This window comes from Aporhodopirellula rubra, from assembly GCF_014192335.1.
Classification (GTDB): Bacteria; Planctomycetota; Planctomycetia; order Pirellulales; family Pirellulaceae; genus Rhodopirellula; species Rhodopirellula rubra.
Genome location: NZ_JACHXU010000006.1, coordinates 252,280 through 264,536, shown reverse-complemented (window position 1 = coordinate 264,536; position 12,257 = coordinate 252,280). Strand labels below are relative to the sequence as shown.

The window sequence follows — 12,257 nt, the reverse complement described above, 5'->3', positions numbered from 1 at the left end:
CATCGTTAAAAACGGAACCGGATCTTTTAAGCATTCGGAACGACTTAAACATCCACTTTTCAGGAAGAACTCCCATGTCGACTGCAACGGCCCCAGTTAACGAATACGTCTCGTCACTCACCGAATCGGCTCAAAATGAGACGGCGCTCTCGGATGTTGAGATTCTTCGCCGTGTTCGCCGAATCCAAAGCGGATGGTCGGTAACCGAACGGATGGACCGTCGTCGTGAGGCGGGAAAGCGTTTCGCCAGCCTGTTGGAAACTCTCGCTTTAGATCACCACGCGGCCTAATTTGGCAATCCGAAGCACGCGGGTTTCCGCCGGGTTCGGGATCGGTTTAGACTGCCGGTTTTTGTACTTCCAGTGGGTTAATCAGCGTGCGAAATCAATTGTCGATGTGCCCCGTGTCGATCGGGTTTGTTTGGGAAGTTTGCGTGAAACCGTGTCTGCGGTCTGCCTGCTTCGCCGCAACGCTTGCAGTGTTGTGCCTCGCCGGGTGTGGGCGATCGAACACAGGCGATGCCGCCGCAAACCCGGAAATGGATTTAGCACCCGCTGCTGAAGAAGACACAACGCGGCCTAGTGAGCAACCGCAGGCGTCCGCACAGGGTTCCGGGCAGACCCAAAATTCAAACAGTCCCCCGCCATCGATTGCTGGCCCCGCAAATTCGATAAACGATGTGACGCGTGGTAGTACGCCCGTCAGCGATCCGGGTGCCGTCATCGAGACGCCTCAGCGAACGTCGGTCCCGTACGATCCCGGGCTGCAACTGAAAGCGGACCTGAGTCCAGCGAGATTGGTGGATTTTCTCGGTGAAGCAGACCGAGAGCTTCGAGCCCTCATTAATGGACAGTCTGGAATTACTGACCCCCAAGCCGCAGAGTCGGAAATGAAAAGGGTCGTTGCTCTTAAGCGTGCCGCTTCGCAGCGATTGATGGAGCACCCCGATGTCCCCGCGCCGGATCGGGTCACCGGTCAACGAGGTTTTCTGCAATCGCTTTCCCATCAAGCATCGATGGGGGATTTGAGAGCGGCTGAAGATCTGCAGGATTTTGCCGAAAAGTTTCGCGATGATCCAAACGCACAATTGCGATCCGATGCGCAGTTGGTGTTAATCGGTTTCGCGATCGAATCATTGCGTCACGGTAAAAGCAATGCCGCTGAGCGAGTGTTGCAATTGGTGGAAGAGTTAATGGACGATGAACGGCCAGTTGATGTCGCATCGTTAATGGTGCTGGGGCAGGCTAAGGATACTTTATTGCAATATGAACGAATCGACGAAGCGTCGGAGATCCGAAAGTTGATTCTTGCTAAGTTTGGCGATTCGCAGAATGACGAAGTGGCACGCATGGCCGCAATGATTGCGTCATCGGGTTTCTCTCAGGTCGGGTCCGCAATCGAGCGTCTCGATCAACTACGCCAGCAATTTGTCGATGATGCTCGGTTAGCGGCCGAAGAGAGTGCAGCATCATCACCAGAAGTAACCGTGCCGATGTGGACCGAAGCGGTCGAGGCTGTGGTGTCCCAGTCCGCTGATTTGCTCACCGCGGAGTTTCTCGCCGGCGTTGCGCTGGAAGCCGAGGTGGTCGGTCGTGGCGACATTGGCAATGCGACTTACGAGATTCTTAGCGCGAAGTTTTCCGATCGGAAAGACGCATTGGGGCGGGTTGCACGGACTGCATTGAAGGCTCGGGAAAATCGGGTGAATGTTGTCGGTGAGTTGTTTGATCCAGACCTCCCATCGGTCAGTGGCAAGCCTTTGAAAATGTCGGACTATCGCGGCAAGATTGTGTTGATGCCGTTTTGGTCTACCGCATTTCCGGATTCGTTGATGGTGCTGCCGAATTTGTTGGAGATTCAAAAACGTCATCCCGGCCAGGTTGAAGTGGTGGGGATGAACCTCGACGTGGAGGGGACGAGCGTATCAGGTTTCGTCGCACGAGAAGGGCTCGATTTCCCTAGCTTTCGTAGCGTATCGGATCCGAGTGCCGAGATTGTTAACGAGGTTGCGTACCGCTTTGGCGCCGTAACTCTGTTGTTTGTTGCGGTCATCGACCAAGAGGGGCGGGTGAGCCATCTTGATTTTTCCGGCGGAGATTTGATGTCAGAGGTCGAAAAGCTAATCCGTTGAACTAGAATCCAGGGGTGCCCCACGATCCGTCTGATTCGATTTCATTAACCATCTGAATGCCATGTCGGCCACCTCAGTCATGCAATTCATCGAGCTTACCGGCAAGACGTTGTTAGACGTTATTAACGAAGGCGAAATCGACATGCGTTCATTGCGTGAGGCGGGTGTCACCACCGATTCTATATTGCGTATCAATAAATTCGGTGAGATCGAATTGCGCGATCGTAACGAATGGGTGATGGTCGGTGGTTTGATCGGCAATTTCGAAGAGCGGCTACGGAAGCTTACCAATCTCGATTGGCTGTAGACGTCTCGCTTTTTTCTTCACGTGATGTTTTCTTATCTCGTGGCAAACTCTGGTCTCGCTAACGTCATGACTCGTTGAGTCGTGAGGACTTTCTGTTGAGACGTTTTATTTGGCGGTCGTCGGTTCGACGGATCTAGTGATCACTGGCGAATTCGTCGGGTCGCTTGTCGATCAACCTGAAGTGTGTTGGTCGAGCCAGGCGGTATAGAGTTTCCGGATTTCGTTAGTCATCGTTTGATGACGAAATTGGTCGGTGAACCGTCGTTTTCCGGTTTCCCCTTGTTGTTGACGAACGTCGGGGTTGGTCGCGAGATGAATGATCCGATCAGCAAGGTCGTCTTCGTTGCCGGGAGGAATGAGGTAACCGGTCTCGTCGTTGATGACGACTTCCCGTGCGCCGTCGATGTCATAGCTGATCGCAGGTTTACCAGCAATCAACGCTTGAGGGAGTGCGCGAGCGAGTCCTTCGCGGTACGAAGTGTGGACGAGCAAGTCCATCGCACCGATCATTTTGGGGACCTCGGTTGGCGGGACTAATCCGGTGAAGATGAAGTTTTCCGATAGCCCCAGTGCAGCGATTTGTTCTTGGAGCGGTTGTCGGAGGATTCCGTCGCCGACGAGAAGGAAGCGAATGTTCGGGCAGGCGTTGGCGACAACGCGTGCTGCGCGGACGAGGTCTTCGTGGCCTTTGAGATGAAACAATCGGGCGATCTTGCCGACCACGACGTGTTCGTCCTTGATGCCGTAGTTTTGGCGAATCCGTTGGCGGTGTTCGTTTGCGTGTACGAACGGTTCGACATCCATCCCGCTGCTGATGGTTGTGAATTTCGCACGCGGTGCGACACCAGCGTCGACCATGAGGTCGGTCATCGCATCGGCGACCGAGATCAAATGATGGCAGCGTTGTGCTGCCCATTTTTCGCACGCGATAAAAAATCGTCGTGCCGCCGCGGACTGATAGTCGTGAAACGGCGCTCCGTGAACGGTATGGATGACGAGAGGACGGTGTTGGGTGGACCGACGATAGAGTCCCCATCCGACGTGTCGTCCTAGCAAACCGCCTTTGGCACTATGCGTGTGAATGACATCCGGGCGAAATTCACTCAGCACGTCGCGCAATGCTCTGGACGCTGTCCAATCGTGAGCCGGGTGAATCGCGCGGCGGAGCGAATCGATGATGCGCACGGGAACACCGTTGCAGACGAATCGATCGGGTGTGTCAGACGTAGGGCAGGGTTGAGCATTCTGGTCCAGGTCACCACTGCCCTGCCCTGCTCTGCCCTGCCCCGGTCGCATATCGACGGGATTGGGGGTGCGACCAAGTAGGTCACCCTCGGGGCCTGTCTCGGGGCCGCAAACGAGCAAGACCTCGTCACCGTGATCAGTAACGAGGTCTTGGCAATTGAATAATGTGTTTTCTTGTGCCCCGCCGATGATCATTCGAGTGATCACATGGGCGATACGCATAGGAGGGGCAACGGCTACAGGTGACGGGGTGCAGGTGAGGGTACCTTTATAGGTGATTGACTGACGAGAGTCACCACCGGGCGAGATCGGCCTGCGAGCCAGTGTCTGTGTCCTTCGGCAGTGCTAGGCACCAAATTCGAGTCGTCGAACACCGAGTTGTTGTTGCAAACGGGTCACGATCGAGGTGTGCATTTGGCTGACGCGTGATTCGGAGAGATCGAGGGTGGCACCGATCTCTTTCATCGTCAATTCTTCGTAGTAGTAGAGAATGATGATGAGTCGTTCATTACGGTTGAGGCCCTTGGTGACGAGCCGCATCAGGTCGGTTTTCTGTACGCGACGGGTTGGGTCTTCACCCTTCTTGTCTTCGAGAATGTCGATCTCGCGGACGTCTTTATAGCTGTCCGTTTCGTACCATTTCTTGTTTAGAGAGACGACGCCGACTGCGTTGGCCTCGGTCTGCATCTTCTCGACTTCCTTGATGTCGAGTTCCATATGTTTGGCGAGTTCGGCGACGGTTGGAGCACGACCAAAGCGTGTTTCGAGAGTCTTGGTCGCGGCGCCGAGTTTGCTCGCTTTGCTGCGGACGAGTCTTGGCACCCAGTCCATTGTGCGGAGTTCGTCGAGCATGGCTCCACGAATTCGGGGCACGCAGTACGTTTCGAACTTAACGCCACGATCGCGGTCGTAGGCGTCGATGGCATCCATCAATCCGAAGATACCGGCGCTGATCAGGTCGTCGAGTTCGACGCCATCAGGCAGGCGTTGCCAGATGCGTTCCCCGTTATACCGTACGAGCGGCATGAAACGTTCGACGAGTTGATTACGCAAGCTTTCGTAGTCAGGATGGTCTTTGGTGATGGCTTTGAATGAATCCCAGACTTTGGCGATTTCTTCGTCGACGGGGGCAGCGGCGGGCATCGAATCCTCCATGATGATCACTGATCGACAGATGAATTTGGCCGAACCTTGGGTTGGTCAAAATCGTCTGGCGATGGAATGTTTCTACTTAACAATTCGTGTGAAGCGTGTTGCATTGGAACGAGGCGGCCTTGCCTCGGTTTCACTGCGGCTTCAGGTTGTGGGTTCTTTGGTTGAGACGGCGAGGCCAGCTTCTTGTTTGGCGACTTCGTCTCGATACCATTGAACCCGGTTGCGATACAAGGTTTCTACGGCATCGCGTACTAGGTAGTCCGCGATAGCACCGGTGATGGCTCCGATACCCGAGAAGATGATCAGTGTGGCGATCGCTTCTTGGGCCACGTCGGCTGCCAGTTGACCGTGAAGCACACCGCGAAGGGCAACAATTCCCATTGCGAGTGATCCAAGTGAAAGGGCAAGCGTCCGTGTCAACAGTCAACTCCGGTCACCGAGTGGTAGGTTCGTGAGAACGTTTCCGCTCGGATGCGTCTTGTTTCCCAAATTCGTTAAACGGACTCGTGAAAAAAAGTCTCAAGTGACTTTTGCATTTCACGTTCCGCGTCAGTTCATGTTATCGGCCAGGGTGTGTTTGATTCTTTAGTTGAAAACGGTTGTTTTGTATTTCCGTGAACGGTTGTCTTGGCAACGTTAGCCATTAGTGAAAACTTAATGGCGTCTATGCCGCCTCGCCAAACGAGACGGTTTGTGGAGTCATTGGCAAGAGCGAGCCGACCAAGTGTGGCGCGTCGGCGACAGCGATGTCGTCGGGAACCTGTTGGCCGTGAGTGATGTAGCTCAGTGGTGTCGACAGGTAACGTTCGCTCGCGGTGAGAGCGGAGAGCACACCAGCGGTGTGGGGTGTCTCATCGAGTTTTGTCAGGATGACTGAGGTGGCACGTACCGGGGCAAATCCGCTGAGTGTTGCGAGAATGTTTTCGCTCGAACTGGTTGCGCTGAGCACGAGGTGTGTTTCGTCGGGATGGGCGGCGCGAAGGAATTCGGCTAACTGATCGATTCTCGCGTCGCTGCGTGGACTGCGTCCGGCCGTGTCGATCAGTACCAGATCAACATCTCCGAGCAGGTCCATCGCGGATTGCATTTGGCCGGGTTCTTCGACGACCTGCATCGGCAGGTCCATGATCTCGGCGTAGGCTTTGAGTTGTTGAACGGCGGCGATCCGGTAGGTGTCGATCGTCAGCAGGCCGACCCGTCGACGGGCTTCGATTCGAAAGCCGGCGGCGAGCTTGGCGACCGTGGTGGTCTTGCCAACACCCGTCGGACCGACAAGTGCAACGACGTGGCGTTCGCCAGGCTGGGTCCGAATCGGGCCACACAGATTTAATTCACGTGCGATCGCACGCTGCAGATGTTCGAGTCGTTCGGTCGGATCGTGCGGAGCGTTATTGCCGTCGCCCACATTGGCAGCGAACCCCGTCGCCGATGCGAGCCAGCGGCGGATCACCGGTTCCGGTACTCCCGCTTGGCGAAGCGGGCCGACGAGTGGGTCGACCACGAGGGGATCGGTTTCAGCCACGTTGTCGCTGAACCGACCGGCCATCGAATAAGAGTCTCGAGCCTGATCCGACGCACCAATGCTCATGCCGGGATCGGTAACCGAATGCCGATTTCCATGGATGGAACGGACGTCTTGAGGGCGTTGTTCTCGCGATTGATCGGATGTGGAAGGGGCGGGGAATTCACCGTTGTTGCGGAACCCTGCGATCACTTCGACTTGCGTGCGACCAAGCCAACCGAGCCATCCGTCACGGATTTGGCGCGTGTGCAGCACCGAGGCATCCGGACCCATTTGTTCGCGGATGTCGGCTAATGCGGCTTGCAGGTTCGCTGCTTTAAAAGTTCTTATGGACATCAATCACTCACCACGCCGTGCGACTGGATTTGCGTATCCTGCGTGATTTCGTTGTAGGAAAGGATACGTACGCGGGGCATCGATGTCGCAATGATCTGACGCAAACCGGGACGAATCCGCGGGCTGACCAAAACGACGGGGTGATGCCCCAACGTGATTAGTTTCTTAACACCAATGGAGATTTTTTCGCAAGTCGAGTCGACAGCAGATGGACTCATCCGGACGAAAAGTCCGCGGTCGGTATGTTCGATGCCTGCCGCGATGCGATCTTCCATGGCGGGGTCGAGCGCGATCACATGCAGTTGCCCGTACTCGTCGCGGTAACGTGTGCTGATCGTACGTGCGAGGCGATGTCGGACGTACTCACTCAGGAATACAGGGTCTTTTGTTTTCGATGCGTGATCGCCGAGAGTTTCGAGGATGATCGAAAGCTGTCGGATGGGGACGTCTTCACGCAGCAGCGTCTGTAGGACTTGCTGCACGTCGCTGACCTTGAGAACTCCCGGAATCAATTCATCAACAACGGCCGGGGCGGCTTCCTTGAGTTCATCGATGAGGTGCTTCGTCGCATCACGGGTCAACAATTCGTCGGCGTGGCGACGGGCGATCTCTTGTAGGTGAGTTGCCAGGACGGCGCCAGGTTCGACGGTGGTGTAGCCATAGATCGCAGCCTGTTCACGTCGGATCGGGTCAATCCAAACGGCAGGTTCACCGAATGTCGGATCGCGTGTGGGGTCGCCGTCAATGACGCCTGTGGTATGCCCACTGTCGATGGCGAGTAATTGGTCTGGTGAAACGCTCTCGGTCGCGATGGGGTTTCCGGCGATGCGAATCTCGTATTGATTGTCGCCGAGATTCATGTCGTCGCGGATGCGAACTTTCGGCAGCACGATGCCGATGTCTCCAGCCATCGAGTTGCGGACACTTGTGATCCGCTGCATCAGATCACCACCGCGAGCGGGATCGGCCAACGACAACAACCCGAGCCCGATGGCCAATTCCATGGGATCGACGGCGAGGAAGTCTTCAACCCGTTTATCCGGTGGCGCTGCCGCGGCTGCTGCTTCGGCGTCTTCGTTGGCCTGTTCGTCGACCCGGTCTTGTACGTTTTGGCGTCGCAGGACCACTGCCAAACCGATACAACCGGCACCAAGGGTGGCCATTGGGATCGTCGGCAAGTTGGTCATGATCAACAACGAGAGAAAGCCACCAGCGACCGCGAGGGCTTTCGGATTACTGAAAAGCTGTTGCAAGAATTGTTCAGGCAGGTTCGCTTTGCGGGCACTTCGCGTTACCAACAAACCGGCTGCCAGGGAGATCAAGAGCGCGGGCACCTGGCTGACCAGTCCGTCGCCGATCGTCAGTTTGGTAAACAGTTCGGCGGCCTGGGCGATGGTCATGTCATAACGCATCACGCCGATGTAGAGACCGCCGGCCACGTTGACGAGCGTGATGACGATGCCCGCCACAGCATCGCCCCGAACGAACTTACTCGCACCGTCCATCGCCCCGTAAAAGTCGGCTTGCGAGGCGACCTCTTCGCGGCGTTGTTGGGCCTCTTTCTCGTCGATGATTCCGGCGTTGAGGTCGGCGTCGATCGCCATTTGCTTTCCGGGCATCCCGTCGAGCGCAAACCGTGCGGCGACTTCACTGATCCGGGTTGCACCTTTGGTGATCACGATGAACTGAATCAACACAATGATCACAAAAATAATGATTCCGATTTCGATCCTGTCTCCGGCGACGAACTCGCCAAACCCCTGAATCACGCCCCCGACGGCAGAGCTATCTCCAGACTCAGTGCTGGTGAGAATCAGCCTCGTCGTCGCGACGTTGAGCACTAACCGGGCGAGAGTGGTGGCCAGCAACAACGAAGGGAAAATGCTGAATTCGAGCGGTGTTTGCACATAAACCGTCGTCAGCAGCACGATCACACCGACCGTGATGTTGGTCGCCAACAACAAGTCCATCAACAATGGTGGCAATGGCACCAGGATGACTACGAGACAACCAATGATGCCCATCGGCAAAACTAGATCGCGGTAGCGCATCACCCAATGCATGGACGGTCCTTCGTCGAAAAATGGAGTCGGTGGTTGTCAGAATAAATCACCACCCTGCCCTGCCCCCAGGCTTCATTGCCCGGCGCGGGATAGCGGTATCGGTGGAGAAAATCGAAGGTAGCAAAACTGGGGTGTTGGGGGCCAGATCGTTCGCAATGGCAGCCGAATGCTGCATTACGACGTGGAAGACACCGAGTTCAGGAACAGAATCGCAGCCAGAAGCGGGGCCGGCGAGGTGGACATGACCTTAGAGGCGTTGGCCTCGTCATTTGATGGTGCCCACGAAACGCCTGCGTCGAGCGGTGAGTTGCCGCGATCTATGCCTGGACTTTGACGCCCGCGAACGCTTTGCCGAGTCCCAGTGCTTTGATCTCTGATTGGATCATCGCTGGATCGGGGGTCTCGAGCGTTTGAGCCACCTCGTCTGCAATCTGCTGGGCAAAACGGATTCGAGCCAATTCGAGTTGGTTTTGAGCTTCCTCGGGTTTGACCTTTCGTCCCGTCGATGAGGTGACGCGTCCGGCCCAAGACTCCAGCGATTCGTTCGGGTACGACATTGCCACGCGCAGGACGTCGTGAATCAGATCCTCGCGAGGGGCCTCATCGCCCGCGGGATGCGGATGAGTGATGCGATCGTAGCGTCGGGCGTGTTGGTATCGTTCGAGTGAACGCCAACTCCGCTGTAAAATTCCGTCTCGCCAATAGGCCCGCCATTGCGGTGATTCGACCTGGGCCAATTCCATCTTGGGAGGGGCTGGTTTCTCCTTCGGTTCGGCGATCTCGAGTGAATCGTTCTTGCCGCGTTCCCCGATCGCTTCGTCATAGCCGGCTTTGGCAGCCGAGCGAATTCCGCGAACCAAAAAATCGCGCAATCGACCTTTGTCGTGACCGCTGAATCCGGCCTTCACGAGGTGTGCCACTAAGATCGCGAGCGCCCGATCGGCCTCCTTTTCGCCACCGACGATATCCAGCATCAACCGTCGCATTGGCGTTAAGTATCGCAGGACATAGCCTGCGGCACTACCGGCGCCGGTCCAGGTTTGTTTTGACCGGGCCAAGTGAACGCTGCTCGACGTCGTGATCCACTGGCTCAGCGACAGGGGCGAACCGGAAGAGATGCCAGAACCGGAGGAAATCCCTGAACCGGAGGAGATCCCAGAGCCGGACGATTGGGCTGCCCCCGAAGTGATACCCGACCCCGAGGAGCTAGAACGTGAACCTGACACACCCGAGCGTTTGCTATCGGTTGTGCTGTCGGACTTATCGAGAGAGGAGGCCGGCGCGTCGTTCATTCGCGTATTCTAACCCCGAATCCACGCCAATGGTTGGCGGATTGAGCGAAGAGGGTGTTTGAGGCGGTATTCTTTCAAAATATTTCGGATTGGGTAGGGAGGGGGAAAAACGAATTCGCCCCCGATGATCCGGTGAAGGTTGCAGCAGCAATCGTGCCGAGAACCCATCTGATTAACAACGTGCGACTAACTAACGACGTGCGATCGTCAGTTCGGTATCGATCTCGCCGGTTTTCCGCCCCGACGGCGTCTGCAATTCGAAGCGAACGGTGTACTTCCCCGGTGTGAGGTCTTGAGTCAGAAATTGTACGGCGACGGAGGTGGAGGCTCCCCGTTTGGGCAGCCGTTTCGCGGAGAAATGCTGCGGAAACGCGGGCTGTTCCACTTTCGAGCTGCCATCCTGCTGGAGGTAAGTGATCAGCGTTGCGACCTTTTTGACATCCTTGTGAATGACGCGCGGGTCGTCGTTTTCCGACGTCGCTTGGTTGATCAGTTGGAGGTTGAACAATGCGAAGTTGCCCGCGGTCGTTTTGCGTTCACCCTCGATTTGGTCGCTCAATACAATCGGAGCGATCGTCGCAGCGGTGACTTCTTTGATCGCAGCGACTGAAGAATCGATGTCGGTCGCCGCAGAGTCGAGTAACGAAGTTTCCCCGATCAACGCGGCAGGTGTTGGTTCGGAAGAAGAGGAATCGTTTTGGATCACGCGTGCTTCTTGGGCGGCACGATCAGGGCGCCACCACAGATAACCGCCCAAGAGCGTGATCAAGGTTACCGCTGAAGCGATTGGCACGATGGTCCACTTGCGATCGACGGGGAGTGTTTCGCTCTCAGTCGGTTCGCCTTCAAGTGGCAAGGTTTCGGGGAGTTCTGCTTCGGTAGTTTCGCTTTCGGCTAGCTCGAACGTTTCGATTTCCGTTGACGTATCGGACGGAGCAATCTCAGTGGTTTCCAGGGAGACGGGGGCCGCCGGGGTTGTTTGCGTTTCCGAGAAGGGGGCAGACAGCGCTTTTGACAATCGGCGTTTTGATCGCTTGCGAGACTTCGCTGAACCGGGGTCTTCGGGGGCCACTTTGATTTCCAGCGATCGTTCGTTGTTTGATCGGATTTCCTCCGCAACATCGCTGAGTCGCTGTACCAGTTGCATTGCCGTGGGAACGCGGTGGCTGGGATCCTTGCTCAAGAGCTGAATGATTAATTCACTCAGCGGAGTGGGAATATCGACATCACGATTGGCAAACGGGATGGGCGGGGTGTTGATGATGGCGATCAACTGCGAGGCGACGTTCGTGCCGAGGCAAGGGAGTTGTCCGGTACAAAGCTGATAGAGGACGACGCCGAGGCCGTAGAGGTCGGTTCGTTCGTCGACCGGATCGTTGCAAGCTTGTTCGGGGGACAGATATCCGAGTGTGCCCACGACGCTGCCGACACCTGAGAATTGGTCGATGCCGTTTCCAGCGAGGGCGAGTCCGAAGTCCAGAATCTTGATGCGATCCTGTGGCGATTGCATCCACAGGTTGGCGGGCTTGATGTCGCGATGCACGATGCCACGTTGGTGGGCGGCATCGAGTCCGAGAGCGGTTTGTTTGGCGATCTCGATGATCTCGAAATGGTCGAAACGCCTTCCGTTTTGAATCTGCTGTTCGACAGTGCAGCCTTGCAACAATTCCATCGCCATGAAGGGCGTCCGGCGATGTTGCCCGACTTCGAAAATCATGGCGACATTGTCGTGATGGACCGCCGCCATCGATCGAGCTTCCTCGACGAATCGTTTGCGACTGTGGTTGGTCGACGCGAACTTCCTGTTCATGACCTTGATCGCTACGGTGCGGCGTAGCCGCGTGTCCTCGGCCTGGAAGACCTGCCCCATCCCGCCAACGCCGAGGACGCCCGTGACCCGATATGGCCCGAGCCGACCCAGCTCTCCATCGAGCAAGGCAGGGTCCAGGAATTCGGTATCGGCGGTCGAAACGGCCATGGCGGCCCCAGTGGATCGGTCGAGCGGTAAGTGTCATGTGCAGGGTAAATCGGCGCCGTTGGCGAATCCAGTCTCGGAGGGGGGAAGTCAGGAATTCTTTTTGCGTTAGGCCTGCGGTCTCGCGTCCGCTCCCCCTCCGCTTTTCCAGACTACGGGTCGCTTGGTAGGCTCTTGGCGTGCCTGCGTTTGGCAAACCGCCCTGCCCTGCCCTGCGTTTTGCTGACAACC

General features: G+C 56.5%; 10 protein-coding genes. 3 read left to right on the top strand and 7 right to left on the bottom strand.

The window, feature by feature from the left end:
- Window positions 1-74 precede the first annotated feature (74 nt).
- The 3 genes from FHS27_RS10645 (at window position 75) to FHS27_RS10635 (ending at window position 2,438) form a co-directional block, all read left to right on the top strand.
- A complete protein-coding gene (locus FHS27_RS10645) occupies window positions 75-290 on the top strand; it encodes a hypothetical protein (RefSeq protein ID WP_009104244.1) in 216 nt (71 codons plus the stop codon).
- Between the two features lie 86 nt (window positions 291-376).
- Window positions 377-2,131, top strand: coding sequence for a TlpA family protein disulfide reductase (locus FHS27_RS10640; protein WP_184304932.1), 1,755 nt, complete (start codon window positions 377-379; stop codon window positions 2,129-2,131).
- Window positions 2,132-2,192: 61 nt separating this feature from the next.
- Complete coding sequence (locus FHS27_RS10635) at window positions 2,193-2,438, top strand: hypothetical protein (protein WP_236625123.1); 246 nt, start codon at window positions 2,193-2,195, stop codon at window positions 2,436-2,438.
- Between the two features lie 171 nt (window positions 2,439-2,609).
- Here the strand turns inward: FHS27_RS10635 and FHS27_RS10630 are convergent, their stop codons facing one another.
- From FHS27_RS10630 to FHS27_RS10600, 7 genes are all read right to left on the bottom strand, one after another.
- Window positions 2,610-3,905, bottom strand: a complete 1,296-nt coding sequence (locus FHS27_RS10630; protein WP_184304930.1) for a glycosyltransferase family 4 protein — start codon at window positions 3,903-3,905, stop codon at window positions 2,610-2,612.
- Window positions 3,906-4,028: 123 nt separating this feature from the next.
- A complete protein-coding gene (locus FHS27_RS10625) occupies window positions 4,029-4,847 on the bottom strand; it encodes a FliA/WhiG family RNA polymerase sigma factor (RefSeq protein WP_009104237.1) in 819 nt (272 codons plus the stop codon).
- 132 nt (window positions 4,848-4,979) lie between these two features.
- Window positions 4,980-5,219 carry a hypothetical protein gene (locus FHS27_RS10620; RefSeq protein ID WP_009104235.1) on the bottom strand — a complete coding sequence of 80 codons (240 nt, stop codon included), beginning with the start codon at window positions 5,217-5,219 and terminating at the stop codon, window positions 4,980-4,982.
- Between the two features lie 283 nt (window positions 5,220-5,502).
- Window positions 5,503-6,696 (bottom strand): flagellar biosynthesis protein FlhF, encoded by a 1,194-nt coding sequence (flhF, locus tag FHS27_RS10615; RefSeq protein ID WP_184304928.1) that lies wholly within the window; start codon window positions 6,694-6,696, stop codon window positions 5,503-5,505.
- Window positions 6,696-8,747 (bottom strand): flagellar biosynthesis protein FlhA, encoded by a 2,052-nt coding sequence (flhA, locus tag FHS27_RS10610; protein ID WP_009104231.1) that lies wholly within the window; start codon window positions 8,745-8,747, stop codon window positions 6,696-6,698. The genes flhF and flhA overlap by 1 nt, the downstream gene beginning before the upstream one ends.
- Window positions 8,748-9,076: 329 nt before the next feature.
- A complete protein-coding gene (locus FHS27_RS10605) occupies window positions 9,077-10,051 on the bottom strand; it encodes a hypothetical protein (RefSeq protein WP_184304926.1) in 975 nt (324 codons plus the stop codon).
- 190 nt (window positions 10,052-10,241) lie between these two features.
- On the bottom strand, window positions 10,242-12,029 hold the full coding sequence (locus tag FHS27_RS10600) for a serine/threonine-protein kinase (RefSeq protein ID WP_246419420.1): 1,788 nt from the start codon (window positions 12,027-12,029) through the stop codon (window positions 10,242-10,244).
- Window positions 12,030-12,257 lie beyond the last annotated feature (228 nt).

What these genes read in the sequence shown, in the direction of transcription:
- FHS27_RS10645 (WP_009104244.1), top strand. Translation starts at nt 75, where the DNA reads ATGTCGACTGCAACGGCCCCAGTTAACGAATACGTCTCGTCACTCACC.
- FHS27_RS10635 (WP_236625123.1), top strand. Translation starts at nt 2,193, where the DNA reads ATGTCGGCCACCTCAGTCATGCAATTCATCGAGCTTACCGGCAAGACG.
- FHS27_RS10630 (WP_184304930.1), bottom strand. Translation starts at nt 3,905, where the DNA reads ATGCGTATCGCCCATGTGATCACTCGAATGATCATCGGCGGGGCACAA.
- FHS27_RS10620 (WP_009104235.1), bottom strand. Translation starts at nt 5,219, where the DNA reads ATGGGAATTGTTGCCCTTCGCGGTGTGCTTCACGGTCAACTGGCAGCC.
- flhF (WP_184304928.1), bottom strand. Translation starts at nt 6,696, where the DNA reads ATGTCCATAAGAACTTTTAAAGCAGCGAACCTGCAAGCCGCATTAGCC.
- flhA (WP_009104231.1), bottom strand. Translation starts at nt 8,747, where the DNA reads ATGCGCTACCGCGATCTAGTTTTGCCGATGGGCATCATTGGTTGTCTC.
- FHS27_RS10605 (WP_184304926.1), bottom strand. Translation starts at nt 10,051, where the DNA reads ATGAACGACGCGCCGGCCTCCTCTCTCGATAAGTCCGACAGCACAACC.
- FHS27_RS10600 (WP_246419420.1), bottom strand. Translation starts at nt 12,029, where the DNA reads ATGGCCGTTTCGACCGCCGATACCGAATTCCTGGACCCTGCCTTGCTC.